Here is a 24,537-nt window from a genome sequence, read left to right as displayed (position 1 = left end):
GTGTCATTTTGACCTGTGTATAGTGGAGTAATCAACTATGGAGAGCGAGGACTATTCATGAATCCAAAACCGAATATAGTTAATCTCCCTGTCTACAAACCAGGGAAACCTATAGACGAAGTTAAGAAGGAGCTTGGCTTAAGTGAGGTTATTAAGCTTGCATCCAATGAGAACCCGTATGGAGCTTCCCCGAGTGCTAAAGAAGCTATTCTAGCAGAGCTTGAGAATCTTTATCTATATCCAGACGGATCGGCCGTTGAGTTGACGGCAGCACTTGCCAACCGTCTTGGTGTGAACAGCGATAATATTATTTTTGGCTGTGGTTCTGATGAGATTATTGCTCTTATTGCTCGTGCTTTCTTCTTGCCAGGTGATGAGACAATCATGGCTGACCAGACCTTCTCTGTGTATAAGAGTAACGCAGATATCGAAGGCGCTGTGTCCATCGAGGTACCACTTGTAAATGGTACACATGATCTGGATGGGATGCTGGCCCGTATTACGGACCGTACGAAGGTTATCTGGATTTGTAATCCGAATAACCCAACAGGAACGATTGTACCAGAGGAAGCCTTGGTTTCTTTCCTTGATGCTGTTCCTTCCAATGTAATGGTTGTTCTTGATGAAGCATACTGTGAGTACGTAACAGATCTTTCTTACTCCAACGGTATCCAATTATTAAATCGTTATACGAATTTGGTTGTGCTCCGCACATTCTCCAAAATTTATGGCTTAGCCGCATTGCGTATTGGTTATGGCGTTGCTAGTCCTGAGATTATTTCATTGATCAACAAGGTACGCGAGCCTTTCAATACCACTCGTCTTGCGCAAGCCGCGGCTCTTGCTGCCTTGAATGACCAAGAATACGTGGAGGAATGCCGTCGTCTTAATAGCGCGGGTATTGTCCAATTACAAGGTGAATTCAAACGTCTGGGCCTTGAATCCTTCCCTGCACACGGGAACTTCATTATGGTAGATGTTCGCAAACCTGCAACCGAGGTTTTCGATGCTTTGATGCGTAAAGGAATCATAGTAAGAGCGGGTCATCAAGTTTACCCTACTTATATTCGTGTTACTGTGGGCTCTGCTGAACAGAACACAGCGTTTATAACTGCGCTGGAACAAACGCTTATAGAGTCTGGTGTGCGGGCTTAGTAATAAACAGCAAGACTAGACTAAAAAAGGCAGGTAGTTCAAAGAACATGACGACAAAAATAGCTATATTCGGTGTCGGTCTGATCGGAGGCTCACTGGCCCTTTGCTTTAAAGGCAAGGAGGGCCTGACCGTCGTAGGACATGCCCACCGTCCTGAATCCGCGAGTAAATATATAAGCAGAGGTGTGGTTGATCAAGCCACGCTTTCTGTTGAAGAAGCGGCACTTGATGCTGATTTCATTTTTTTATGTGTACCGGTAGGGATGTTAGAGGATTATCTGCAGCAATTAAGTAAATTGCCTCTAAAACCCGGCTGCATTATTACAGATGTAGGAAGCACGAAAGCTAGTATTGCCGCATGTGCGGTCTCCTTAGATATTCCTGGAGTACATTTTATCGGCGGACACCCAATGGCAGGATCAGAGCGCTCAGGTGTTGAGGCAGCTTCATCACTGCTATTTGAGAATGCCTATTATGTGTTGACGCCTCCTCCAGGAGTGCCAGATGAGGCTTATCATGCACTGGAGTCTCTACTACACCACACAAGAGCACAGATAGTACGCCTTGATCCAGAACGCCATGATGAGATTGTAGGTGCCATTAGTCATCTACCGCATATTATTGCTGTTGCTTTGGTAAATCAGATTCGTGCCTATGACGATACAGACTCCTTATATAGCACGCTAGCTGCAGGGGGCTTTCGGGATATTACTCGGATTGCGTCCAGTGATCCTATAATTTGGCGAGACATTTTGCTGAACAATCGTTCCGTAATGCTTCGTTTATTGAAGGATTGGAACGAGGAAGTTTCTTCTTTTGTTCGTCTACTGGAAAGTGAAGATGGCGTAGGGATTGAAGAGGCCTTCGAAGAAGCGAATGGCTTCCGCAGTCAGTTGCCTGAACGGCGTAAAGGCATGATCGCACCTTTATTTGACCTACATATTGATGTACCGGATCATCCGGGGATTATCGGTCGTATCGCTACTGAGCTGGGGGACCAAGGCATTAACCTTAGCAACGTACAAATCATCGAGAGTCGTGAAGATGTGCCGGGTATTATGCGCCTATCTTTTCGTCAGGAGAACGATATGGAACGAGCGAAAGTGCTCCTGCAGGAGCACGATTATACCGTATATGTGTAGTATTAAGGTTCGCTCCGGGTCATTTTCAAATCGTAATAAATAGTAAAAACAGCGATTCTCATGTTATTAGAGAATCGCTGTTTTGTTATTCTGGCTTGTTGGTTGCTAGCTTCCACATGCCGCCGTTAGTACCACCTTTGAAGTAGTCTTTCGGACTCCACTGACGCTATTTCATTTGGAGGGCTTATATTGGGTGTTTTTCGCTCTAATTTAGATTTGGCTTTTTGCAACTGTTCCCGAACTCGCTTTCTCCATTTCGATCAGTATTTCTTCCAAGAAATTCTCAGGTACATATGTCATGCCGTTCATTATAAATTCCTGGCTGACATTAACCCAATTAACTTGAGTTTATTTCGCCGTAACTATTTTGGCTATCTACAAAACGATTTCTTGCTGCTCCTATACCAACTAAAAAGAGAAAGGCCGAAGCTCCAAGCAGAATGAAAAGTGGCAGGTTCCAACTATTTGTCGCATCATGCAGATATCCTATAAGGGCAGGACCGATTGCGGCAAGCAGATATCCGATCGATTGCGCCATACCAGACAGTTCCGCCGCTTGATGCGCATTTTTAGTACGTAAACCGAAAAACATCATGGATAAGCTAAAGGCGCAGCCTCCACCAATTCCGAGTATGATGATCCATAACAGAATGATATTGGAGCTTCCGTAAAGCAGTCCGAGCGTTCCCGTCAAAAGCAAAATGGTTGTGATGGCCACTAACGAACGTTGACTTGACATTCGCCCAGCAATAACGGGGACAATAAAGGTAAATGGAAGCAGCGCTAACTGCATTATTGAGAGGTACCATCCTGATTGGCTTGAGTCAATGCCTTGCTGCTTTAAAATTTCAGGCAACCATGCGATCAGCACATAGAAAATCATGGACTGCATACCCATAAACAAGGTTACTTGCCAGGCGAGAGGGGAACGCCAAACATTTACATCATTGCTGGCCATCTGTTGACTCGTCGAGGTTGTTCGCTTCGTATGCTTCCTTAATTGAGGCAACCAGCAGAGGATCGATACAAAGCTTAAGATTCCCCATATTCCCAACGCTTCCTGCCATTTTAAACCTACGTTTGCGGCTAGCGGTACACTAATTCCCGATGCGATCGCTCCAGATAAACTCATTGAAATTCCAAAGATACCAGTCATGGCACCGATTTTATTAGGGAAATCACGTTTGATTAAACTTGGCATTAATACATTACAAACGGCAATTGCAAATCCAAGAATTGCAGTTCCAATATACAGATTTGCAGCGCCAGCTAAAGAACGTATTACAATACCAACAGTCAAAAAGATCAGGGCAAACAAAATTAAAAGTTCTACTCCATACCTGCGTCCTAGTTTTGGTACTAGAGGCGATAATAAAGCAAAGGTAAGTAACGGTACCGTTGTTATCAGGCCTGCTAAAGTATTGGAGATATGAACGTCTTCCCTTATGAGACCCACTAAAGGACCGACCGAGGTTAAGGGAGCACGTAAATTTGCGGCAATAATAATAATGCCGAGTATTAGCAGCCCTAGAGATGATGGTAAGATTTTCTTGTTCGGCATTCTTCATTTCACCTTCTAGAATTATGTGTACTGTTGGTTTTCTGCTGATTGAAAAACTATGGAATAACATCCGCGCGGACAATAAAAGTATATTATAGTATATTAAATTTAACAATAAGTATTTTATAGTTAACTTTATGAAGAGTGTCCTATCACTTGAAGTGCTTTATATTAGTTAAAAAAAATACAACTCTGAGTTCCCATATATAATGGAATACTGAGTTGCATTTTATAAGTGAAATTTTCGGCTTTTAGAAACCATATTTTAAGGAGATATGGAGCACTGTTTCGCTATTCGTATGATTGGTATAAGAGTGAGGGCGATCTGCACGAAAACTGATCGTATCATATTGATTCAATGTGTACATCTCACTATTGACTTGAATTTCAATGGAACCAGTCATTACTGTCGCAATTTCAGTTGTATTCACATGATGACCTTCAGGGTGATACGAACTATTTGGCTGTAAGTAAGCTCGACACATTTCAATATCGTTGCTTACGTTTTTAAAGACGGGTTCAATGATCCAATTCTTTTGATCATTAGAAAACCGAAGACCTTCGCCTGCTCGATACAAACTAACAGGGTCTTCAGATTTGAACAAAGCTAGTAGGGGTAAAGATAGGCCTTTTGAAATTTTCCATATAATCGCCAAAGTTGGATTTGTCTCGCCGCGTTCGATATTCCCCAGAGTAAGTTTACTTACACCTGTTAATTCCGCTAAGTCATCTAAGTTCATGTTTTTTTCTTTTCTGTACTTTTTCAAGGCACCGCCGATTTGTAGTACAAGTTGTTTTGATTCATCGATTTCATTCATTTCATATTCACCTCAACAAATATCTTTATAGCTAGTATATTGTTTATCTTGACTCTTTTCCATACCTCTTCAAGTGAACGCAAACGGGGTAATAGATGACTGTGGGGATTTGTGGAAGCTAATTCGCTCGCTATAGTAAAATAACCTATTATAGATCATCTAACAAAAGGTACAGCGCTTACAGGACAAAAAAAGACCGCTTACAAAGTAAGCGGCTACAGTTCACAATAAATTGGAACCGTGTAGTATTTGGATAGGAGTGGAGAGAAACCATACTGTACTTTTATTATATGTATACGTTTACATTTTGTCAACAGTTTATTAAAAAGAGATTAAAGTCACATTACAGTGATCAAAGTCTTATGGTTGAACTTCATGTTCGTTTATAATCTGTTGTCAGGTCATGCTGACGAGATTACTGCTCTGAAGTCTATTAATGTCATCCTATGAGAATCTGTGATACAATAGATCTGGTATATTTCTAGATTCGTTATAAAATTTATATGCTCATAGAAATATGCCATTTTTCTTTTTATATTCATCACAATCATCATGCCTTAATTATTGGGTGTTTGAATATACATAGGTGTATTTCAAAATTGAAGAACGGATAAGTTGCACGTCATATATTTTCCCTTAAATTCCCACAAGGAACGTTTGTCTTACATAAAAGGTCGACAATATCGTTTCTTCTTGTAATAAACTAAAAAGTTGTAGTAAACCAGCGCAACTTTTAAAGCCCAAACCGGTATAATAAGTACGGACCGGACGGGAAAAGACGTGCAAGGGCGAGGAGGGCCAATCTCACCATGACGGATTCCCAGTTGATCCAGGAAATTAAACAAGGCAACACAGAATTATATTCAGAATTAATGCGTCGTTATCAACGAAAAATATTGGCATTTGTATATCATATGCTTAGAAACTCACAAATGGAGCTAATTGCAGAGGACCTTTGTTCGGAGACTTTCTACAAGGCATTCCGTAGCTTGCATTCCTTTCGAGAGGTAGATGCTTCCTTTTCAACGTGGTTGTACACTATTGCTCGTAATACCGTGCTAAGTGAGCTTCGTAAGAATCGTGCCGGAAATGTATCCCTAGAAGAGAGTGGATATACTCCCGTTGCACCGTTTGAAGTAGCGCCTGAGCAGGCTGCATTGCGTAAAGAACGGATGAATTTGGTTCGTGAGGCAATTAATAATCTTCCGGAGAAACAACGCTCTGCACTAATCCTGCGTGAATACGATCAGATGGATTATCAAGAAATTGCAGAAATTTTGGATCAGAGTGTAAGCTCCGTGAAATCATTGTTGTTTCGTGCCAGAAGTAGTGTGAAGCTTCAACTCGAATCCTATTTCAATGAGCCTGAAGTTGAAGAGCAGGTTGAGAGGGTGTAAGGCGAATGAATTGCAGGGAAGCGCAAGAATGTATTCCGCTCTTGTGGGACGCTCCCCCCACACATCCTAGGCGGATTTTGCTCGAACAACATATTGAAACTTGTCCTTACTGCGCTGCTGAATGGTCTCTGTGGCAAGAGAGTAGCCAGCTTATGCATGATTTGAAAGAAGAGATTAGTGAAGAGCGTGCAGAAGTTATAAATGTTAAAGTTATGGAGCGGATTTATCTAGAGAGTCCTTGGTTGATGCCAGGGGATGGGAAATCCGCAGGGACATCTGCCATTGTTCGTCATAGGCTTAGTCTCTGGATCGCTTGCTTCCTGGCGGTATTTTTGTCTAGTGTTCTTTACTTTACTATGTTTAGAACACCTGCAGATATCACTGTGGCTCAAAGTGGAATTGTAGAGACTGGTGTTGCTGGCTCTATGGAATGGACTTCTACTTATCCCATTTTAGGCTCTGAAGGTGGGATTATTGAACCGCTTGTAGTAAATATGGGACCTACTCATCCTCAATATTGGATGATGTTATCCATGCTTGGCGTGGGTTTTGCAGTGTTTTCGTTAACCCGGCTGAATCGATATCGCAGATCATAAAGGGTCTATTGATGTATGACTTAGCTATTGCAGTATTAAATAGTGTTAAGAACGATGTAGGAGTCCCTTTATGTAAAGATAAGGGGCTTTTTTGTATTCTAATACGCATAAAAGAAGACTTTTTATTTCATCCATGTTACATTAAGAGACAAATACTTGGGTGAAAAGGGGGAGGCAATATGCTAATCGGCTTGATACGCCATGGATTGACGGACTGGAACGCAATTGGAAAGATACAGGGGCAAAGTGATATTCCGCTTAATGATGAAGGACGGATGCAAGCTGCTATGCTTGCTGACCGCTTATTACAAGAGCCGTATCGCTGGGATTATTGCATTACAAGTAATCTTTCCCGGGCAGCAGAGACAGGCAAGATCATCGCTGATAAATTAAATGTACCGTTGCTTGATCCTGATGATCGGATCCGGGAACGTGCCTACGGGCAAGTAGAAGGGCTTACTGCCGCTGAGCGTGAAGAGAAGTGGGGGAAAGATTGGAGTCAGCTTTCACTTGGTCAAGAAACTGACGAACAGCTTCAAGCACGTGCACTTGCCTTTATGGAGGATATTTCTGCGCAGCATCCCAATCGGAATATACTAGTTATATCTCATGGAGGGTTCCTCGCTCAACTGTATACTGCATTTTACAAAGATAAGTATTCTGAGCGAATTGGGAATTTATCCCTGACAATTTTGGAGAAGAAAGAACGGGAATGGAACCCTATTCTATATAATTGTACTCGCCATATCCTGCAAAATCAGCGTTAACCCGTGCATCGGGTTATTTTTTTTGCGCAAAGGGGAATAAAAAGGGCTGTATTTCCCATAATGGTAGTAAAACGGTGAGGCGATAAAACATGAATCTGGCGGATATGCTCACTTATGCAGATATTGGACAGCTGACCGCCATAGCGGGACGCTACCGGTGTGAATGCAAGCAGAATTCCAAACATGACTTGATCCAGAGTATTTTGATTATGCTTGGAAGCAGAAGTTTTATGGAGTCTCATATCCGGGAATGTGCTCCGGAGGATCTACGGTTTCTGAATACATTACTTTTTGATGAACGCAGCTACTTTAGTCTGGAAGATTTGTTGGCTGTAGCTAGACAGGCTTCTTTTGATGCTCCAGAAGGAAAGACCGGAGGCTTCCGAGAAATGGTTTCTCGTTTCAAAAGCGGAGGCTGGCTCTTTAGCGGTTCCTCCCAGCAAACCAGATACTTGTTCCAAGTGCCTAAAGACTTGAAAGAGCGCTTTCGTGAGACGATGAGCGCACATATCAAGGATAAGGTTGCGGTTAGCTCTGAACCAGCCATGTATCGTAATGAAGGAGAATTGTTATTAAGTGATCTGGTTATGCTTCTGAGATATATCAAGGAAAATGAGCCAGAGCTTAATCAGGAAGGGGCAATGTATAGGCGGTATCAGCAAGGAGTGATGAATGCACTTCATATTCCGGAGGATCTTCTTAGCAAAGGCGGCTGGAGATTTGGTTATGGTAGGGCATGTGAGCATTATCCGCCTAGATTAGCGCTTCTGTATGATTATGTTCGTCATCGCCGCTGGATCACTGAAGAAGGTTTTCGGCTAAGGCTTACGGCGACAGGAGAGGCAGTGTTAGCCGACGGAAAATGTGACTCGTTGATGCAGATATTCTCTTTTTGGTTAAAACTATATAAGGGGGCTGTACCAAACCTGCCTTCACTTGTGTATTGGGTAAGCATTAGTGCTGGGAATTGGGTGAGTGTACCTTCATTAGTGGATGGTATTGGGTGGTTAATTAAACCGTTCTATTATGACAATGCTGCCTCTATTCTGGAGCAACGAATTATTCGGATGATGGTGCACCTTGGGATGCTTAAATTAGGGGAGACTACTGCTGGTCTCACTGTGATGATGACGCCGTGGGGGATGGAGATAGCCGTGCCTAAACATCTATAGTAGTATGAAGGCATACAAGCAAATGCTTATGGGGATTACATACGTAGATGAGGACTTCGCTTTGGTTGTTGATAGGAACAATAGATGAAGTATTGATCAGAATGGGTAAATATGTAGAACGTAGACAGGATTGTTGAATATGATTTAGTAGGTGCCGTCACTTTTGAAACCGAAAACAAAATCATCTTGATGGATATCAAAATATTAAAGCAATAAGGATCTCTTAAACAGCGGAGGTGTATCGAATGGACAAAATGAAGGCTACGTACGAAGTGATGCTAGGACTTGCGGCAGAAATGGTGTGGGATGAAGCGCTGCGAAAGCGTCGCTCCGACATCTTGCACCGTGAGATTGACACGGCGCTGGCTACAGGAGATAAATTGGCTTTTCGAAATCTTACAGAAGAACTTAAAAGTTTGGCATAAAGAAATGCGCTTAGCGCATTTCTTTTTTTATTAAATAGGTACCTGTTCAACTCACTTTCTGTATCAATTAGAGGTGAAGGAAGACGGGGGAAATCTAAATCTAGACGTTTGTCTTCCTCTTTCAATATAATGGGATTTATAACATCGGGCAAATTTGTGAAAAGTGGATGCGAAGAAGGATCGCAAATAGGGAGATGACATTAATGAAATTCAGTGATTTTGAAGTTGAACAGTGGGAAGAAAATCGAAAGTTCTATGATACATGTCTCATACCTTTTACAGGATTAAGTGGGTCCGAGAGTCCCCCTGAGACGGTTCAAGCATTAGAAAGATTACGTGATTTTATGGATTTGGTGGAAATACCGTTTAAGGGACGGATTGTAACTTACCCGGCGATTCAGTATGGAGGGGAAGGATATGTCGATCTAATTAATGAGGTTTGCCGAAAAGTCAAATCCAGTGGTTTCCAGTATGCCGTGGTGTTAACAGCAGATATAGCACTTCAGGAACAAGAAATTTTTGAAAGCGATTTAGTACTCTCTCTGCCTATCATTGAGGGCTCTCTGGAAGGTAAGATTAATAGTGATATTGGGATGAAAATTCAAAAGATGTGGGGACGGTGAGTCTCTTTTAAATGTGACAGAAAATCAACAATTGTAAGTGAAAATCACTTTTTGGCCTGTCACAAATTAGACAATATTCTTGACGGGTTTTAGTGCCTAAGCTATTATTAGGTTGAATCGAAATGGTATGTGATGTATTTCATTGAAAAGATTTGAAAACGGATTATTTATAGTAAGGCATCTCTGATCGGACACCTTAGATACTTTCTTATATCTTGAGAAGGGGGTTATATAACAGTATGAGCAGCCATAATGATCAACAGGATATTTGGCCTGAACAACCACCCAGCCGTAAAGAGATGTCGCGCAGGCAATTTTTGACCTACACGCTAGGTGGCGCTACTGCTTTTATGGGGGCAGGTACAATTCTCCCAATGGTCCGTTTTGTCGTGGACCCAATATTACATAAGAAGGGTGCAGGTGATTTTATAAAGGTTGCTGAAATTAGCAAAATCACCGAAGAGCCCCAAGAGTTTACGTTTGAATTGAAACAGAAAGACGGATGGTACGACAGCACAGCGACGCTGACTGCGTGGATCCGTAAAGACGCAAAGGGTGATATTTATGCGCTTTCACCCATTTGTAAACATTTAGGATGTACGGTTGGGTGGAACAATGATAAGGCACATCCGGACGAGTATCACTGTCCTTGCCACGGTGCGCGTTATACCAAACTCGGCAAAAATCTCGAAGTAGCTCCAAAACCGCTTGACCAGTATAAAACGAAATTTGATAACGGGTGGGTTCTTTTGGGTGATATTGTGCCTAATACAGTAGCTAGTGAGGAGGCGTAGGTTCTAATGTTTAAAAATGTCTATAACTGGATTGACGAACGTTTGGATGTTACGCCAATTTGGAGAGACGTGGCCGACCACGAGGTTCCTGAGCATGTTAACCCGGCCCATCACTTCTCTGCGTTTGTGTATTGTTTTGGCGGACTGACCTTTTTTATTACAGTGATTCAGATCTTATCGGGTATGTTCTTAACGATGTATTATGTTCCAGATATTATCAATGCTTATGCAAGTGTTGAGTATTTACAATCTAGTGTTGCCTTTGGACAAATTGTTCGCGGAATGCATCACTGGGGTGCCAGTCTTGTCATTGTTATGATGTTCCTTCATACGATGCGCGTCTTCTTTACAGGCTCTTATAAAGCTCCGCGTGAGATGAACTGGGTAGTTGGAATGCTCATCTTCTTCGTAATGTTGGGGCTTGGTTTAACGGGTTACTTATTGCCTTGGGATAATAAAGCTTACTTCGCGACTAAAGTAACACTCGAAATTGCTAACTCTGTTCCAGTGATGGGACCCGTATTGAAAGAACTTATGCAAGGCGGTACGATTGTTGGTGCAGAAACGTTGACTCGGTTCTTCGCACTTCATGTATTCTTCCTCCCAGCGGTGCTTCTTAGTCTGCTCGTAGGACACTTTATTATGATCCGCAGACAAGGGATTTCTGGACCGTTGTAAGTTAATCTGAGAGAGGAGGAATACGGATGGCACATGGAAACAATTCTAAGGAAAAGGTTGTATATGTCGGTGATACCAGAGTTCGTAAAGGCAATGGATTTATCACACCTCCAGACTATTCAGCCTATCCTGGTAAATCGGAAGCCTTTATCCCTAACTTTCTACTGAAAGAATGGATGGTTGGCGTCGTTGTACTTGTAGGAATATTAGTGCTTACTATTTCAGAGCCAGCGCCGCTAGGGTTTCCAGCGAATGCGAGTGCTACGGTTATCCCAATTCCTGACTGGTATTTCTTGTTTCTCTATCAGTATTTGAAGCTTCCTTATGCTTCAGGTGATTATATCGTTCTGGGTACATTAGGTGTAACCGGTGTAGCGTTTGGTTCACTTCTTTTAGCACCATTTCTTGACACGGGCAGAGAACGTCGCTTCTATCGTAGACCGATCGCTTCATCTTTGATGTTCTTATCGCTAGCGGCGATTGTGTACTTAACAAATACCGCTTGGACGGAATACAAACATGAAATGGCTGAAACTGGTCAAATTCCTGAAGATGTTCAACGGGAAGAGAAGGCGGCAGAGAATAGGGCGAAGGGGCTTCCAACCTCGAGTGCAGTTAAGGCAAAGGAAGTAGCGATTGTAGATAAGGATGATCCGGCTATGGGGCTGTTTAAGCAAGCTACTTGCATCTCTTGTCATGCGGCGGATTTGAAAGGGGCAGGCGGGCCTTCACTTCGCGGCGTTGGGGACACCCATGATAAAGAAGCAATCCTTACTATTATAAAAGAGGGTCAAGGACAGATGCCGAAGATGTATGATATTGCTCTGGGAGCGGGGCTTTCGGATCAAGACATTGATGCCTTGGCAGACTGGCTTGCCAAACAAAAAAGCGAACAGTAAAATAAAAATAACGCAAAACCTGATCGAAACTGCGGTCAGGTTTTTGTATGTCTAAATGTAAAGTTTCCACTACTTGGGAGGTTAATGATCTGTATGTCCGTTCTTGATAAACTGTTTAAGCACCGAGGAATCATTTGGTTGTTATTTATTGTGAATCTTCTCGGTACCATTTATGGCTACATATGGTATGGCAATCAATTGGAGTTCACGGCGGCTAACTTTCCGCTTTGGTTGCTCCCGTTTGTTCCAGATAGTCCAACCGCGAGCCTGTTCTTTACCTTGGCGCTGTTGCTAATGCTTTTTCCTCCAAAAAGCTATACGGGAAACAATGTAAGGGAGCTTATTGAGGCGTTAGCGGTTGTGACGTCTGTGAAGTATGGGATTTGGGCAGTAAGTATGATTTTTGCTGGAGGTTATCAAGGAGATATTCTAGTTTGGAAAGACTGGATGCTGGTGATCTCTCATTTGGGGATGGCGGTAGAAGCTTTGATCTATGCACGATTCTTTTCTTTCCGCAAAATGATTCCGCTAGCGCTGTTCTGGACCCTTGCTAACGATATGCTGGACTATTCCTATGGAATATACCCATGGTTACCTTCTGTACTAAATGATGATGTCACACAGGTGCAATATTTCACGATGGCGCTTACGGTGTTTAGTGTAATTGTTGCTTGGTTGTTTAGTAGTAGACAAAGACCAGTAGACTCTATCTATCAGTTTAAGAACAGGTTCTAGTAAGCAGTTCTAACCCTTGTCCGCCTGCCATACATTTAGAATTATAAGAAGTATAAGTTTTATACTATACTTTATCCTTATAATTTTACGAGAAACGAATATCGTCTAATAAAGACGACAACGTCGTTTCTTCTTAGGTAGGAGGGGGATGTCTCATGCTCCGAGGGAGATATTATGTGTTGGTTATTCTAGTGTTTTGCTGGTTACTGACCAGCATGAATGTTGAAAAAGCTTCAGCAGCGCAAGGGAATGCTGGTGAAGGTTCTGGCAAGGTTTCGAAGCAAAGCGCCGACGTTAGTTCGGGCAACGGTTTGACAGTGATGAGCGGAAAGACTGGAGCACAGCAGCTAGAACAAGCCGCTGAGGCGTTGTATGGGTATGTCTTGGAAGGGGATGTGATGAAGGTCCGACAAGAGACCGAAGAGATCTCTAGGATCATAGTGTCCTCTTCTTTTGAAGGAATGACCTCTGTAGAGGGCATTAATGCGTTGTCAGGGGTCATTATGGACCTGAAGGCTGCTGTGGCAAGTGCAAAAGTATCTCAGCAGCAATTGGAGGCTACAGCTACCAGGTTACGATTAGCTGCCAACAGTCTGAATCAACCCGGACAACCCATTTGGCTTCAGTATTATAAGCTAATTCGCGAGGATTTAAATGCGATGGAGCAAAGTGGTGCTACAAATGATCTGACGGGATGGAAAACGGCTGTAGAGAGGCTACAGGGAAGGTATGAAAATATCCGGCCAGCGGTGATCGTCTCTCGGAAACCTGAAGTTGTAAATGCATTTGATTCTTGGCTCTCATATGCCGCAGGCATTCCTTCTTCCTCACGAAAAATCGAACGGGCCCGGTTGCTTGAAATTGTGTCTTATGGTCAGGATACTGTGCGGGTAATGTTCGGAAAAGAGAAGGATGAGCCGGCTTTGTCAGTACCCCTGGCCTCACAAGAATTTGGGATTTGGGGAGGACTAGCCGCAGGGTTTATTATCGCTGTATTAGCATATGCGGGTTATCGTAAGTACCGAGGAGAGAATCAGAACTTCAAACCAATTTAGTGGAATGGTTATATAAATAACCAAAAGGAGCGGGGAAGAGTCCCCCGCTCCTTTTTTAACGAATCAAAACTTATATATTTGGGGCTTCCGCAAAGTACCTGAGTACGTATCGAAGCAAGGCCCCACTTTGTGGGGATATTTTATGTTTCTCTGAATCCCTCGCCTTGTACGTCGTGTACATCGCTAATAATTACGAACGCGTGCGGATCAATCGATTTGACCAGTAAACTAAGACGGCGAATTTCCTGCCTTGAAACTACACAGTACACCATATGTTTGGCTTGCTTAGAATACGCACCGATTGCAGGGATGAGTGTTACACCTCGTTCTAGTTCAGCAGTTATTAGATCAGCAATTTGGGGTGCCTCATCACTAATGATTGTAAATGCTTTGGCGGCATAAGCGCCTTCCTGGATAAAATCGATGACACGCGATGCGATGAACACTGCAACGAGTGTGTATAGAATTTTTTCTTTGGGAATATAGAAGATGGAAGAGCCGATAATGAAAATGTCGATGGCCAGAATAATCTGCCCCATACTCCAGCCGAAATTCCGTCCCAGAATTCTTGCCACAATGTCTACGCCACCTGTAGTGCCACCAAAACGGAACACAATCCCAAGCCCGGTTCCAAGGGTTACCCCTGCGTATAGTGCAGCAAGAATAAAGTCATGTTCGGTACTGAAAGGGACAATCCATCCAGCAGAGATCAATCTTTCGAAGATCCACAAGAAAAGGGACAAAGATCCGATTCCTACCCCTGTGTATACAATTTGGCGGCCGCCTAGGACTTTCCAACCGAGCAGAAACAATGGGAGATTGATTAGCAGTGTTGTTAAAAAGATTGGAATGTCAAAGGCATAATTAAGCAGCAGTGTGATTCCCGTTACGCCGCCTTCCATTAATTGACTGGGAATGATGAAATACAGTAGTCCGAATGCATATACTGCGGTTCCGAGCATGATAGGGGCAACTGTTTTGCTGATTGAAATTACCTTGTTTGAATTCATGGAATCCCTCGTTAGGCCTTGTTTAGGCAGTTTTTCTTTTCCTATAATAAGTATACCTTTTCTTGCGGGTGTTAAAATATTCAAAAAAGATTTGTCTTCAAAACGTCTTTACGATAACATAGGGGCAAACAGAAGGCAAGATATACAGAGGGGGCAAAGATACATTTTATGGACAAAAGTCTTGGTGACATTCAGCGTGAAGTAGACGCTTATATATCGCAATTTAAAGAAGGGTACTTCAGTCCGCTGTCTATGTTAGCCCGCATGTCCGAGGAAGTCGGAGAGTTGGCGCGGGAAGTCAATCATGAATTCGGTGAGAAGCCGAAGAAGTCTGACGAAGCAGAGAATTCTATAGAGCTTGAACTGGGAGATATTTTGTTTATTACTGTTTGTTTTGCAAATTCTCTAGGGATTGATCTGACTGAAGCACATAATAAGGTCATGCATAAGTTTAATACCCGAGACGCTGGTCGTTGGACACCAAAAGACACCGATTAGGCCTCTATAACATATGCTGTACCAAACGAACGGGATTTAGCCGTGAGGATGGTGAGGATATGGATCAAAGGGATTATGTAAGAGAAGCCTATCGCTCTATATTGCGTAGTGACTTTGCAGAAGCTATTGTATGCTTTGAAGCCGCGATTGCAGCAAGTCCGGCTGATGCTGAAGTCAGATATCGTTGTTCCATAACGTATGCCCGCAGTGGTATGCTAGATAAAGCTTTAGTTCATGCTCAGGCGGCTATGAAGTTAGATGGCAGCAAACCTGAGTATAGTCTACATCTACAGCATCTTCAAGCTATGATGCATGTACAGGAAGCTAAGCGGTTGATAGAAGATGAAGATAACAAAACTCGTAACCCGTATCATCCGATTACGCTACTCAAAGAGGCCATCACCCTTGATCCATTATATGGGGATGCTTATGTATGGCTTGCCATCGCACATAGTCGGGTGAATGAACATATGCAGGCTATGGCCGCCTTGAAAGAAGTGATTTCTTTACATCCGGATGATTCTGGCTTGCGAGAATTAATGGTAGACCTTCAGAAATCCATACAATCGTATATGCAGTAACTATATAACTAGTGAAAGCGAGGATGAAAAGATATGAGCAACAAGATCAGAGTTATCGTATCCGGAGCAGGCGGGAGAATGGGTAAAGAGGTTGTTAAACTTGTGCTGCAGGACGAAGAGTTGGAGCTAGCGGCTGCGGTAGATCGTTCAACGATGGATATCGATGCAGGCCGTCTAGTAGGTCTCGAAGACTCAGGAGTTATTGTAACTTCAGATCTTGAGGCTGCCCTCGCGGGAAGCAACGGAGATGTTGTGGTCGATTTCACTACACCACAATCCGCGTATATGAATACAGTGCTAGCCATTAAATATGGAGTGCGTCCGGTTATCGGTACAACCGGATTCACACCGGAGCAAATTGTGGAACTGGACAAGCAGTGTCAAGACCAGGGGATAGGTGGACTTATTGCTCCAAACTTCTCTATAGGGGCTATTCTGTTGATGAGATTTGCGGCTCAAGCTTCAAAATACTTTCCGCATCTGGAGATTATCGAGTATCATGGTGACCAAAAACTGGATGCTCCATCCGGGACTGCAGTCAAAACAGCAGAGATGATTTCAGAAGTACGGGAAGAGCTTCGTCAAGGAAACCCTAAAGAAGAAGAAACGATTGAGGGTGCGCGTGGGGGTTACTATAATGGATTCCGGATACATAGTGTCCGTCTTCCTGGTGTGTTTGCCCAAGAAGAAGTGATTTTTGGTGGGTTCGGACAATCCTTAAAAATCCGGCATGATTCTTATGAGCGAGCAGGCTATATGCCAGGCGTTAAGATGGGTATTCAAAAGGTTATGGGATATACTGGCTTGATCTATGGATTTGAGCACTTTATAGAATAGACAGGGGAGAACACCATGTTAAAGATCGCATTTATTGCACATGATCGTAAAAAAGATGAAATCGTAAATTTTGTATTAGCCTATGAGCATGTATTTGTAGGTCATGAACTATTTTCTACGGGGACTACTGGCCAACGGATCATGGATGTGACTAGCTTGAAGATTCATCGCTATATGTCAGGACCATTGGGTGGAGATCAGCAAATTGGGGCAATGGTAGCCCAAGATGAATTGGATCTTATTATTTTTTTGCGCGACCCATTAATGGCACAGCCACATGAACCAGATATTACAGCTTTACTTCGTCTATGTGACGTATATGGTATCCCTGTAGCAACGAATATCGCAACAGCTGAGGTGCTTGTGAAGGCGATTGATCGCGGTGACTTTGCTTGGCGTGAACTCGTCCATAAATACAAACCAGGTGTTGATGAATGAAGCTGGACATTCTTGTATTTGGGGCTCATGCGGATGATGCGGAGATCGGAATGGCAGGTACGATTGTGAAGCATACCGCTGCAGGACTAAAAGTAGGTCTGTGCGATTTAACAGCTGCGGAAATGTCCTCGAACGGTACTGTAGAGCTACGCAAGGAAGAGGCACAGCAAGCTGCTGATCTGCTTGGCGTGTCTGTGCGGACGAATTTGGGTTTATCTGACAGAGGGCTGTTTATAACAGAAGAGCATGTGGCCGCTGTGACAGCCGAAATTCGCCGGTTTGCTCCTGCGATTGTTTTTGCTCCTTATTGGGAAGATCGTCATCCGGATCATATTGCGTGCAGTAAGCTAGTAGAAGAGGCTGTTTTTAATGCTAAACTACGTAAATATATGCCGGACAAGCCGGCAGTTCCGGCTCCACAGCTGTTTTTTTATTTTATAAATGATTTAGGACGTACGGATCTTATTGTAGATGTTACTAAACAATATGGGCTGAAGGAGCAGGCGTTGTCCTGCTATCGCTCCCAGTTCACCAAGCCGCTCGGTGCCGATGCTGTATCCACACCGCTAACGGAAGGTTATATTGAACGTGTTCGTTCCAGAGACATGTTGCTTGGACAGCGGAGACTTATTCCCTATGCGGAAGGATTTGCAACAAAAGTTCCCTATGCAGTAGATCTGTTTACTGCAGGGGATCAAACTATATAAGGTATAGAAGGGGACGGAATATGGATCGTTTGAAAATAGGCATCACTTGTTATCCGTCTCTTGGCGGCTCAGGCGTAGTAGCGACTGAATTAGGAAAACTCTTGGCCGAGAAGGGACATGAAGTTCATTTTATTACACACAGCATTCCGTTTCGGTTAGGGAAATTCCAGAAAAATATATTTTATCATGAGGTAGAGGTTAATGATTATTATGTATTTAAATATCCTCCTTATGATTTAGCACTTGCTACGAAGATGGCTCAGGTTGCCAAAATGCAGAATTTAGATCTGTTGCATGTTCATTACGCCGTTCCGCATGCTGTTTGTGCTTTCCTTGCTAAGCAGATGCTTGGTAATGATATAAAAGTTGTAACGACTTTGCATGGCACTGATATTACGGTACTTGGACAGGATGAATCGCTAAAAGATCTAATCCGTCTTGGAATTAATGAAAGTGATGCCGTAACAGCCGTATCGAAGGATCTCATTAGAGAAACACGAGAAGTGCTGGATATTACGCGCCAGATCGACCTCACTTATAACTTCGTTGATCATCGTGTCTATTATCCACGGGATGTATCGAATCTGCGAGAAGATTTTGCTTCTCCTGAGGAGAAGATCTTGATGCACATCAGTAACTTCCGCCCAGTTAAAAGGGTAAGCGATGTTGTCGATATCTTTGCTAAAGTGAATCGTGAAATCCCTTCACGTCTGCTGCTTGTTGGCGAAGGGCCAGATCTTCCTAAGATTCAAGCTAAGATCAGTGAAATGGGTCTTGATGATAAAGTCCGCTTCTTAGGAAGACAGGATGAGATTGCTCAAGTTATTTCGTTGGCTGATCTTCTTCTGTTACCTTCTGAGAAGGAAAGCTTTGGTCTGGTCGCCCTGGAAGCGATGGCCTGTGGTGTTCCGACTATAGGTTCTCAAACCGGAGGCATTCCGGAGCTCATAGAACATGGCAAGACAGGATTCATTGCTCCAATTGGTGATACAGAAACTATGGCGAAATATGCAATCAAACTCCTATCGGATGATCGCATGGTGGAGCAGTTCAGACAAGCTTGTCTGGAAACGGCCTGCAAAGATTTCTGTAAGGATTCGATTACAAGTCAGTATGAGGATATATATTACCGTGTGCTCGGGCGCAAGGTACCTAGACTGGATACAGTCAGGGGGTAAGGAGTTCGTAATGAAATGGAAAATGGCGCCATCTGCTATGGCTCTTGCGGCGGAAAATGTAATTTCTGAGCTAACCCAAAACGGCCATGAGGCTTTTTGGGTTGGAGGCTGCATTCGCGATGAGCTATTGGGTAGGCCAGTGCATGATATGGATATTACAACTTCAGCAGTGCCGGAGGAAGTGATAGCCATTTTCGCACGCAGTATTCCGACAGGACTAGCACATGGGACGGTTACTGTGCTTCAGGATGGGCATGGATTTGAGGTGACGACATACCGAACTGAAAGCGGCTATGTCGATCATCGTCGTCCGGACCATGTTGAATTTGTTAGTGATGTGAAGGAAGATCTTCGTCGTCGTGATTTTACGATTAACGCGATATGCTGCGGGCTGGACGGGGATTTGATTGATCCCTTCGGAGGCGAGAAGGATCTAGCTCTCCGTGTGATACGCTGTGTGGGTGATGCTGAGGAACGGTTCGATGAGGATGCGCTTCGCATGCTTCGCTGCGTTCGTTTCGCATCGGTGTTAGATTTCTCCATCGCTAAGAATACGTGGAGGGGGCTACTGCGCCAGCGAGATAAGCTGGCGCATATTGCTGTGGAGCGTGTCCGCGCGGAGCTGGACCGCATTGTAGAGGGGCCGCATCCTCGGCGCGGCCTTGCTATGCTAGCGCGCTGTGAGCTGCTCGCGCGCGGCAAAGCCCCGTTCCCCTGGACCGGAACCGATCTGGCAGCTGTTGCCGCCTTAACGGCCGGGATAGGGGAACTGGAGAGCGCCACCTGCGGTGGGCGCTTCTCCTCCATGCCCTGAAGCAGTCGGCCCAGGAGGCCGATGAGCTGCTGCGGGCATGGACGTTCTCTGGGACGACGCGTACCAGCGTCGTCCAGGTGCTGCGGGTCCGCGAAGCTTGGACCGCTGCCCTGGAGGCTGTGCCGCCGGGGGAACCGGGCGGCACGGATCTATTGCGGCGGCGCTGGATCGCCGCCGTGCTGACCTTCGGCGTGGAAGCCGCCGAAGGGTGGCTCTCGCTGCTAGCGATCCTGCCAGCAGCTGCCCTTTCCGCTGCGAATCAGCCAGCGGACACGGAAATCTCGCCCGCTGTCACCACGGTGCCTGCAAGAGAGTGGATCGTGCAAATGCCACTGAAGAGTCTCTCGGAGCTTGCTGTTACAGGCAATGATTTAGCGGAAGCGCTTGAGAAACGTCCAGGACCTTGGCTTGGCAATATGCTGAGTGCACTTCTGCAGGCGACTGCTTCGGGAGATCTTCTTAACAATAAACAAGAATTGCTGCTTGAAGTAAAAAGGATGGATGGACATGAGCTATGAAAAAGCGCTGTCGCTAACCGGGTTGAAGCAGAAAGCTTCTGATTCGAATTGGCTAGACAGAGTTCAGCTCCTGGAGTCTGTCGTATCTACTCAGGAGGAAGCCAAACGATTGGCGGAAAACGGTGCGCCAGAAGGAACAACCGTAATCGCTGAAGAACAGACCGGTGCTAGAGGGCGAATGGGTAGAAAATGGTTTTCTCCTCGTGGCAAAGGCATTTGGATGAGTATTGTATTGCGTCCGAAGTTACCTTTGTTACAGACTCCTCAGTTAACACTGCTTGCTGGGGTTGCTGTCTGTAAGGCAATTCGCCGAGTAACCGGAGTAGACGCCGGGATTAAATGGCCAAATGATTTGCTTGCGGGCGGTCGAAAAATATGTGGAATTTTGCTCGAGTCTTCGCTAAGAGAAGGAGAGCTTCATTATTGCATCGCCGGGATTGGAATTTCTGCCAACTTGACTGAAGACGATTATCCTGATCACCTGAAGGAAGTAGCGACTTCTCTTCGGATTCAGCGGGGCGGTGTCCCTATTGACCGTTCGGAGCTGGTAAGAGCTGTATTGAATGAGTTAGAGCTGCATTTCAATCTTTACATGGAACAAGGGTTCAAACCTATCAAAGAGCTGTGGGAGTCGATGTCAGTTACTTTGGGTCGCCAAATCGCTCTGAATAGCCCTCAGGGACGCTCTGAAAGTTTTGTGGTAGGTTTGGATGAGTTAGGTGGACTAATCCTTAAAAACAGCGCAGGAGAGATTTCTAGCGTATGCTCAGGTGAAATCGAGCTTTTATAAATCTTTTTTATATGACAGGGTGTCATCCCCTGTCATATTTTTTTCGTGTATTTCCGAGTCCTTTTTGTTATACTATGGGGCAGAGGCGGTATCGTTTTGCGAACTGTACTCTTGATCTGATGTACTTATAATGGTTTTATTATTGGAATCACCTTCATAACTGCGTTAGACGGTTACGTTGGATTCTGCTCTGAGCCGTAAGGACCGAGACAGAAGGGACGATCGCGAGTGACTCTTTTTTGCCCTTCGGACCTTTTTAGCAAATCGTTGCTAAAAGGTTTTTTTGTTGCGATTTTTACGGGGATGTAATTTCAAAAAGGAGGACGAAGAGAGAAATGGCAAACAAACAAGCACTTAATATTGTGAAAATGAAAAAAATGAAAGCAGATGGTGAGCGGTTAAGCATGCTGACTGCTTATGATTACCCATCGGCTCTACTTGCTGAAGAAGCCGGTATCGATCTTATTCTGGTGGGTGACTCCCTGGGAAATGTGGTACTTGGATATGATACAACTTTACCTGTTACGATTGACGATATGGTCTACCACACTCGTTCGGTAACTCGGGGCGCACAAAAAACATTCATTGTGGCAGATATGCCATTTATGACCTACCACGGAAGTATAGATGAAACCTTGCGGGGTGTGCGCAGACTGATGCAGGAAGGGCGGGCTCATGCCGTCAAAATGGAAGGCGGTCTCGAAATTTGCGAGACAGTTACTGCAGTTGTAGCTGCGGGAGTTCCTGTGCTGGGGCATATTGGACTTACACCACAATCGGTAAATATGATTGGCGGCTACCGCATTCAAGGTAAGGACGCCAAAGATGCAAAACGTCTGATGGATGAAGCTAAGGCCCTTGAAGCAGCAGGTGCTTTTGCAGTGGTACTGGAGCTGGTAACAGAAGAAGTAGCACAAGCAATTTCTGAGGCACTGAGCATTCCGACCATTGGGATTGGTGCAGGTCGTTATTGTGATGGACAGGTATTGGTTTTCCATGATTTGTTGCGTTATGCCTCACCCTACCGTGAGAAACGTTTTGTCAAAACCTACGCGGATGTGGGTAGCCTGATTCGTGAGGGTATCAGCCAATATGTGCAAGAAGTGAAGAATCGCTCGTACCCAGATGAAGGTCATGTTTTTAAAGCAGATGAAACCGTTCTGGAATCTTTATACGGCGGTGCCGGAAAGGATGGGGAATAAGATGAGAGTCGTCAGAAGCATTAAGCAACTGCGCGAAGCTTTGGAATATATGAGACAAGGTGGGCATACCCCGATTGGGTTTGTTCCAACCATGGGATACCTGCATGAAGGACATGCCAGTCTGCTTCGGCGGGCAGGAGAAATGAGCAACACGGTCGTTATGAGCATATTTGTGAACCCGCTGCAGTTCGGACCGAATGAGGATTATGATTCCTATCCGCGCGATGAAGAGCGTGATTTGGAGCTTGCGGAACGCGAAGGTGTCGATATTGTATTTATCCCCAGTGTGGAAGAAATGTATCCGCAGCCTACCCGGACTACTGTCTCGGTATCAGAGCTTACCACTCGACTTTGTGGGGCTTCGCGTCCAGGGCATTTTAATGGCGTAACAACAGTTGTTAATAAACTATTCAATATCGTGCAGCCAGATTATGCTTTCTTCGGGCTAAAGGATGCTCAGCAAGTAGCTGTGCTCCGCAGAATGGTATCTGATTTGAATATGAATGTTGAAATTGTACCTTGCCCTATCGTTCGTGAAGGAGATGGACTTGCACTTAGCTCGCGTAACGTATTCTTATCTCCAGAGGAACGTTCTCAAGCACTGGTGTTATCTCGTTCCTTGCGTGAAGCACGTCAGTCCATTGAAGAAGGAAAAGTAACAACCGTTGCTGAAGTGCGGGAATTGTTGACCTCGGTTATTTCCAACTCTCCTTTGGCGGTCATTGATTATGCGGAAATACTGACTTTCCCTAATCTGGAAGGCTTAGAGAACGAAGTTTTATTAACGGATGTAAATGGGGAGATTATTATAGCGCTTGCCGTGAAGTTTGGCAGAACACGATTAATTGACAATAATGTATTTATTCCAAAGGAGGTTGCCGCTCTTGTTTAGACATATGATGAAATCCAAAATTCACCGCGCGACGGTGACAGAAGCCAATTTGAATTATGTGGGAAGTATTACCATTGATGAGAACTTAATGGAAGCGGCAGATATTCTTGAGAATGAAAAAGTGCAGATCGTGGACAACAATAATGGTTCACGGTTAGAAACCTATGTTATTCCAGGGCCTCGCGGCAGTGGTGTGATCTGCCTAAATGGTGCAGCTGCACGTCTTGTTCAACCGGGAGATACAGTAATTATTATTTCGTATGCGATGCTGTCTTCGGAAGAACTGGAGTCGCATAAACCAACGGTGGTATTCGTGGATGAGAACAACAGACCAGTGAAGCTGGCTGATCATGAATTGCATGCTACAATCGCTTAAATTATGGACTTACGCCATGTAATGAATGGCAGGGATGAAAGACCCCGTTCTCGCAGAAAATGAAGTCAGGCAAGCTGAACTGATTTCATCTTCAGTAAGGGGGGATAGCCCATGTTTCAACATTTGTTTGCTGAAATGAACAAGGTGCTTCAGGAGATCGTTACAGATTACCCTACAGCGGAGGGTGCCCGCCGGAATGAGCTTTTATGCAATTATAATATGCTGCATCGACTTAGTGATAAAGTGATGGATGAATGGCTGGCCTTTGCTGAGAAGCTAAGTCACTTTCGTGAAAGTGTAGATTTTACGACTGTGGTTGAAGAGGATGTGCCAGAGCAGGAAGCACCCGAGCTGTGTATGGATACTTTTGTTAGAGGTCAAGGGTATTATAAGCTGCTGATGTATGGGAAATGTATTGAACAGTTTAAGGAAGTTATTGTGCAATATCCGGATAGCTTGGCTGCTCGATTATATTTAGCCATCTCTTACCTGCAGGAAGGGGAGGGGGAAGCTGCTTGGAGCCATCTGAACCATATGCTCGGTTTGATACGGGAAACCAAGCTGAAGGCAATGGTTTATAACGCTTTAGGTTGCATCAGGGCCTCTCAAGAACGGTTCAACGAAGCGCAGGAGCTGTTTGGCCTTTCTTTGCAACTTGACCCGGCACTTCCTGAACCAACCGTTAATTTGGAGGTTTGCCGCCGCCGAGGAGGTAAGCTTCATTTCGGAAATCAGCTTGTTTCATTATTGTAAATTATTACGTTTACGGTTTATTATTCCGCATTTTCATTCAAGCGATGCATCCCCTGAACCAGTGGTGTGCATCGCCTTTTTTCGCAACTTCTGTTATGCTGATTAAGAGTCTCAATTGAAAGGGAA

The 24,537-nt window shown here is 44.3% G+C and carries 29 protein-coding genes; 26 read left to right on the top strand and 3 right to left on the bottom strand.

Translation table 11 applies throughout. The features are described from left to right. The first annotated feature begins 57 nt into the window (after nt 1-57). Nucleotides 58-1,155, top strand: a complete 1,098-nt coding sequence (hisC, locus tag MKY19_RS20950; RefSeq protein ID WP_076284569.1) for a histidinol-phosphate transaminase — start codon at nt 58-60, stop codon at nt 1,153-1,155. A gap of 47 nt (nt 1,156-1,202) precedes the next feature. After that, the gene (locus MKY19_RS20945; RefSeq protein ID WP_042190163.1) at nt 1,203-2,297 is read left to right on the top strand and encodes a prephenate dehydrogenase; all 1,095 of its coding nucleotides are present in this window, start codon (nt 1,203-1,205) and stop codon (nt 2,295-2,297) included. Nucleotides 2,298-2,634: 337 nt separating this feature from the next. Here the strand turns inward: MKY19_RS20945 and MKY19_RS20940 are convergent, their stop codons facing one another. Next, nucleotides 2,635-3,858, bottom strand: a complete 1,224-nt coding sequence (locus MKY19_RS20940) for an MFS transporter (protein ID WP_339797428.1) — start codon at nt 3,856-3,858, stop codon at nt 2,635-2,637. A 251-nt stretch (nt 3,859-4,109) separates the two neighbouring features. Beyond that, the gene (locus MKY19_RS20935; protein WP_339797426.1) at nt 4,110-4,676 is read right to left on the bottom strand and encodes an XRE family transcriptional regulator; all 567 of its coding nucleotides are present in this window, start codon (nt 4,674-4,676) and stop codon (nt 4,110-4,112) included. A gap of 809 nt (nt 4,677-5,485) precedes the next feature. On the opposite strand from MKY19_RS20935, the gene MKY19_RS20930 reads away from it, so the two are divergent. The 11 genes from MKY19_RS20930 (at nt 5,486) to MKY19_RS20880 (ending at nt 13,817) form a co-directional block, all read left to right on the top strand. Next, nucleotides 5,486-6,073: a sigma-70 family RNA polymerase sigma factor gene (locus tag MKY19_RS20930; RefSeq protein ID WP_042190156.1), complete on the top strand. Its 588-nt coding sequence runs from the start codon at nt 5,486-5,488 to the stop codon at nt 6,071-6,073. Nucleotides 6,074-6,078: 5 nt separating this feature from the next. Then, on the top strand, nt 6,079-6,669 hold the full coding sequence (locus tag MKY19_RS20925) for a zf-HC2 domain-containing protein (RefSeq protein ID WP_042190154.1): 591 nt from the start codon (nt 6,079-6,081) through the stop codon (nt 6,667-6,669). A 179-nt stretch (nt 6,670-6,848) separates the two neighbouring features. Continuing rightward, nucleotides 6,849-7,436 (top strand): histidine phosphatase family protein, encoded by a 588-nt coding sequence (locus tag MKY19_RS20920; RefSeq protein WP_042190151.1) that lies wholly within the window; start codon nt 6,849-6,851, stop codon nt 7,434-7,436. Between the two features lie 89 nt (nt 7,437-7,525). Continuing rightward, a complete protein-coding gene (locus MKY19_RS20915) occupies nt 7,526-8,608 on the top strand; it encodes a hypothetical protein (protein ID WP_042190148.1) in 1,083 nt (360 codons plus the stop codon). 245 nt (nt 8,609-8,853) lie between these two features. Next, entirely contained in the window at nt 8,854-9,033 is a 180-nt protein-coding gene (locus MKY19_RS20910; protein ID WP_042129535.1) for an IDEAL domain-containing protein, read from the top strand. A gap of 203 nt (nt 9,034-9,236) precedes the next feature. Further along, the gene (locus MKY19_RS20905; RefSeq protein WP_339797422.1) at nt 9,237-9,656 is read left to right on the top strand and encodes a DUF2487 family protein; all 420 of its coding nucleotides are present in this window, start codon (nt 9,237-9,239) and stop codon (nt 9,654-9,656) included. A 239-nt stretch (nt 9,657-9,895) separates the two neighbouring features. Then, nucleotides 9,896-10,450, top strand: a complete 555-nt coding sequence (locus tag MKY19_RS20900) for a ubiquinol-cytochrome c reductase iron-sulfur subunit (protein ID WP_042190144.1) — start codon at nt 9,896-9,898, stop codon at nt 10,448-10,450. A 6-nt stretch (nt 10,451-10,456) separates the two neighbouring features. Continuing rightward, nucleotides 10,457-11,128, top strand: coding sequence for a cytochrome b6 (locus MKY19_RS20895; RefSeq protein ID WP_042129529.1), 672 nt, complete (start codon nt 10,457-10,459; stop codon nt 11,126-11,128). Between the two features lie 26 nt (nt 11,129-11,154). After that, nucleotides 11,155-12,027 (top strand): menaquinol-cytochrome c reductase cytochrome b/c subunit, encoded by an 873-nt coding sequence (locus MKY19_RS20890; protein WP_042190142.1) that lies wholly within the window; start codon nt 11,155-11,157, stop codon nt 12,025-12,027. 93 nt (nt 12,028-12,120) lie between these two features. Next, nucleotides 12,121-12,762, top strand: a complete 642-nt coding sequence (locus tag MKY19_RS20885; RefSeq protein WP_256716306.1) for a DUF1405 domain-containing protein — start codon at nt 12,121-12,123, stop codon at nt 12,760-12,762. A gap of 155 nt (nt 12,763-12,917) precedes the next feature. Next, complete coding sequence (locus MKY19_RS20880; RefSeq protein ID WP_339797418.1) at nt 12,918-13,817, top strand: sporulation protein YpjB; 900 nt, start codon at nt 12,918-12,920, stop codon at nt 13,815-13,817. Between the two features lie 140 nt (nt 13,818-13,957). Here the strand turns inward: MKY19_RS20880 and MKY19_RS20875 are convergent, their stop codons facing one another. Further along, complete coding sequence (locus MKY19_RS20875; protein ID WP_042190138.1) at nt 13,958-14,827, bottom strand: YitT family protein; 870 nt, start codon at nt 14,825-14,827, stop codon at nt 13,958-13,960. A 168-nt stretch (nt 14,828-14,995) separates the two neighbouring features. Here MKY19_RS20875 and MKY19_RS20870 point away from each other — a divergent pair, with 168 nt between their 5' ends. The 13 genes from MKY19_RS20870 (at nt 14,996) to MKY19_RS20810 (ending at nt 24,411) form a co-directional block, all read left to right on the top strand. Then, nucleotides 14,996-15,325, top strand: coding sequence for a nucleotide pyrophosphohydrolase (locus MKY19_RS20870; protein ID WP_036676271.1), 330 nt, complete (start codon nt 14,996-14,998; stop codon nt 15,323-15,325). A 59-nt stretch (nt 15,326-15,384) separates the two neighbouring features. Beyond that, nucleotides 15,385-15,906, top strand: a complete 522-nt coding sequence (locus MKY19_RS20865; RefSeq protein ID WP_042190136.1) for a tetratricopeptide repeat protein — start codon at nt 15,385-15,387, stop codon at nt 15,904-15,906. Between the two features lie 33 nt (nt 15,907-15,939). Next, nucleotides 15,940-16,743: a 4-hydroxy-tetrahydrodipicolinate reductase gene (gene dapB, locus MKY19_RS20860; protein WP_042190132.1), complete on the top strand. Its 804-nt coding sequence runs from the start codon at nt 15,940-15,942 to the stop codon at nt 16,741-16,743. Nucleotides 16,744-16,758: 15 nt separating this feature from the next. Next, complete coding sequence (locus MKY19_RS20855; protein WP_042129517.1) at nt 16,759-17,181, top strand: methylglyoxal synthase; 423 nt, start codon at nt 16,759-16,761, stop codon at nt 17,179-17,181. After that, complete coding sequence (gene bshB1 / locus MKY19_RS20850; RefSeq protein ID WP_339797412.1) at nt 17,178-17,888, top strand: bacillithiol biosynthesis deacetylase BshB1; 711 nt, start codon at nt 17,178-17,180, stop codon at nt 17,886-17,888. The genes MKY19_RS20855 and bshB1 overlap by 4 nt, the downstream gene beginning before the upstream one ends. A gap of 20 nt (nt 17,889-17,908) precedes the next feature. Next, nucleotides 17,909-19,066, top strand: coding sequence for an N-acetyl-alpha-D-glucosaminyl L-malate synthase BshA (gene bshA / locus MKY19_RS20845; RefSeq protein ID WP_339242685.1), 1,158 nt, complete (start codon nt 17,909-17,911; stop codon nt 19,064-19,066). A gap of 10 nt (nt 19,067-19,076) precedes the next feature. Then, complete coding sequence (locus tag MKY19_RS20840; RefSeq protein ID WP_339797409.1) at nt 19,077-19,880, top strand: CCA tRNA nucleotidyltransferase; 804 nt, start codon at nt 19,077-19,079, stop codon at nt 19,878-19,880. Then, a complete protein-coding gene (locus MKY19_RS20835) occupies nt 19,781-20,398 on the top strand; it encodes a hypothetical protein (RefSeq protein ID WP_339804423.1) in 618 nt (205 codons plus the stop codon). The genes MKY19_RS20840 and MKY19_RS20835 overlap by 100 nt, the downstream gene beginning before the upstream one ends. Further along, nucleotides 20,388-21,188, top strand: coding sequence for a biotin--[acetyl-CoA-carboxylase] ligase (locus tag MKY19_RS20830; RefSeq protein WP_339797406.1), 801 nt, complete (start codon nt 20,388-20,390; stop codon nt 21,186-21,188). The genes MKY19_RS20835 and MKY19_RS20830 overlap by 11 nt, the downstream gene beginning before the upstream one ends. A 335-nt stretch (nt 21,189-21,523) precedes the next feature. Beyond that, a complete protein-coding gene (gene panB, locus MKY19_RS20825; RefSeq protein ID WP_076284579.1) occupies nt 21,524-22,390 on the top strand; it encodes a 3-methyl-2-oxobutanoate hydroxymethyltransferase in 867 nt (288 codons plus the stop codon). Between the two features lies 1 nt (nt 22,391). Beyond that, nucleotides 22,392-23,282: a pantoate--beta-alanine ligase gene (gene panC, locus MKY19_RS20820; RefSeq protein WP_076299588.1), complete on the top strand. Its 891-nt coding sequence runs from the start codon at nt 22,392-22,394 to the stop codon at nt 23,280-23,282. Further along, complete coding sequence (panD, locus tag MKY19_RS20815) at nt 23,275-23,658, top strand: aspartate 1-decarboxylase (protein WP_042129504.1); 384 nt, start codon at nt 23,275-23,277, stop codon at nt 23,656-23,658. Before panC ends, panD begins: the two co-directional genes overlap by 8 nt. A gap of 111 nt (nt 23,659-23,769) precedes the next feature. After that, the gene (locus tag MKY19_RS20810; protein ID WP_339797401.1) at nt 23,770-24,411 is read left to right on the top strand and encodes a hypothetical protein; all 642 of its coding nucleotides are present in this window, start codon (nt 23,770-23,772) and stop codon (nt 24,409-24,411) included. The last annotated feature ends 126 nt before the right edge of the window (nt 24,412-24,537 follow it).

This window comes from Paenibacillus sp. FSL R5-0744 (assembly GCF_037972555.1).
Classification (GTDB): Bacteria; Bacillota; Bacilli; order Paenibacillales; family Paenibacillaceae; genus Paenibacillus_AQ.
This window is presented reverse-complemented; position numbering and strand designations above follow the sequence as displayed.

What these genes read in the sequence shown, in the direction of transcription:
- panB (WP_076284579.1), top strand. Translation starts at nt 21,524, where the DNA reads ATGGCAAACAAACAAGCACTTAATATTGTGAAAATGAAAAAAATGAAA.
- bshB1 (WP_339797412.1), top strand. Translation starts at nt 17,178, where the DNA reads ATGAAGCTGGACATTCTTGTATTTGGGGCTCATGCGGATGATGCGGAG.
- MKY19_RS20940 (WP_339797428.1), bottom strand. Translation starts at nt 3,858, where the DNA reads ATGCCGAACAAGAAAATCTTACCATCATCTCTAGGGCTGCTAATACTC.
- MKY19_RS20915 (WP_042190148.1), top strand. Translation starts at nt 7,526, where the DNA reads ATGAATCTGGCGGATATGCTCACTTATGCAGATATTGGACAGCTGACC.
- MKY19_RS20900 (WP_042190144.1), top strand. Translation starts at nt 9,896, where the DNA reads ATGAGCAGCCATAATGATCAACAGGATATTTGGCCTGAACAACCACCC.
- MKY19_RS20875 (WP_042190138.1), bottom strand. Translation starts at nt 14,827, where the DNA reads ATGAATTCAAACAAGGTAATTTCAATCAGCAAAACAGTTGCCCCTATC.
- MKY19_RS20810 (WP_339797401.1), top strand. Translation starts at nt 23,770, where the DNA reads ATGTTTCAACATTTGTTTGCTGAAATGAACAAGGTGCTTCAGGAGATC.
- MKY19_RS20905 (WP_339797422.1), top strand. Translation starts at nt 9,237, where the DNA reads ATGAAATTCAGTGATTTTGAAGTTGAACAGTGGGAAGAAAATCGAAAG.
- MKY19_RS20935 (WP_339797426.1), bottom strand. Translation starts at nt 4,676, where the DNA reads ATGAATGAAATCGATGAATCAAAACAACTTGTACTACAAATCGGCGGT.
- MKY19_RS20840 (WP_339797409.1), top strand. Translation starts at nt 19,077, where the DNA reads ATGAAATGGAAAATGGCGCCATCTGCTATGGCTCTTGCGGCGGAAAAT.
- MKY19_RS20895 (WP_042129529.1), top strand. Translation starts at nt 10,457, where the DNA reads ATGTTTAAAAATGTCTATAACTGGATTGACGAACGTTTGGATGTTACG.
- dapB (WP_042190132.1), top strand. Translation starts at nt 15,940, where the DNA reads ATGAGCAACAAGATCAGAGTTATCGTATCCGGAGCAGGCGGGAGAATG.
- MKY19_RS20885 (WP_256716306.1), top strand. Translation starts at nt 12,121, where the DNA reads ATGTCCGTTCTTGATAAACTGTTTAAGCACCGAGGAATCATTTGGTTG.
- MKY19_RS20910 (WP_042129535.1), top strand. Translation starts at nt 8,854, where the DNA reads ATGGACAAAATGAAGGCTACGTACGAAGTGATGCTAGGACTTGCGGCA.
- MKY19_RS20855 (WP_042129517.1), top strand. Translation starts at nt 16,759, where the DNA reads ATGTTAAAGATCGCATTTATTGCACATGATCGTAAAAAAGATGAAATC.
- MKY19_RS20945 (WP_042190163.1), top strand. Translation starts at nt 1,203, where the DNA reads ATGACGACAAAAATAGCTATATTCGGTGTCGGTCTGATCGGAGGCTCA.
- MKY19_RS20925 (WP_042190154.1), top strand. Translation starts at nt 6,079, where the DNA reads ATGAATTGCAGGGAAGCGCAAGAATGTATTCCGCTCTTGTGGGACGCT.
- hisC (WP_076284569.1), top strand. Translation starts at nt 58, where the DNA reads ATGAATCCAAAACCGAATATAGTTAATCTCCCTGTCTACAAACCAGGG.
- bshA (WP_339242685.1), top strand. Translation starts at nt 17,909, where the DNA reads ATGGATCGTTTGAAAATAGGCATCACTTGTTATCCGTCTCTTGGCGGC.
- MKY19_RS20890 (WP_042190142.1), top strand. Translation starts at nt 11,155, where the DNA reads ATGGCACATGGAAACAATTCTAAGGAAAAGGTTGTATATGTCGGTGAT.
- panC (WP_076299588.1), top strand. Translation starts at nt 22,392, where the DNA reads ATGAGAGTCGTCAGAAGCATTAAGCAACTGCGCGAAGCTTTGGAATAT.
- MKY19_RS20870 (WP_036676271.1), top strand. Translation starts at nt 14,996, where the DNA reads ATGGACAAAAGTCTTGGTGACATTCAGCGTGAAGTAGACGCTTATATA.
- MKY19_RS20920 (WP_042190151.1), top strand. Translation starts at nt 6,849, where the DNA reads ATGCTAATCGGCTTGATACGCCATGGATTGACGGACTGGAACGCAATT.
- MKY19_RS20930 (WP_042190156.1), top strand. Translation starts at nt 5,486, where the DNA reads ATGACGGATTCCCAGTTGATCCAGGAAATTAAACAAGGCAACACAGAA.
- MKY19_RS20880 (WP_339797418.1), top strand. Translation starts at nt 12,918, where the DNA reads ATGCTCCGAGGGAGATATTATGTGTTGGTTATTCTAGTGTTTTGCTGG.
- MKY19_RS20865 (WP_042190136.1), top strand. Translation starts at nt 15,385, where the DNA reads ATGGATCAAAGGGATTATGTAAGAGAAGCCTATCGCTCTATATTGCGT.
- MKY19_RS20830 (WP_339797406.1), top strand. Translation starts at nt 20,388, where the DNA reads ATGAGCTATGAAAAAGCGCTGTCGCTAACCGGGTTGAAGCAGAAAGCT.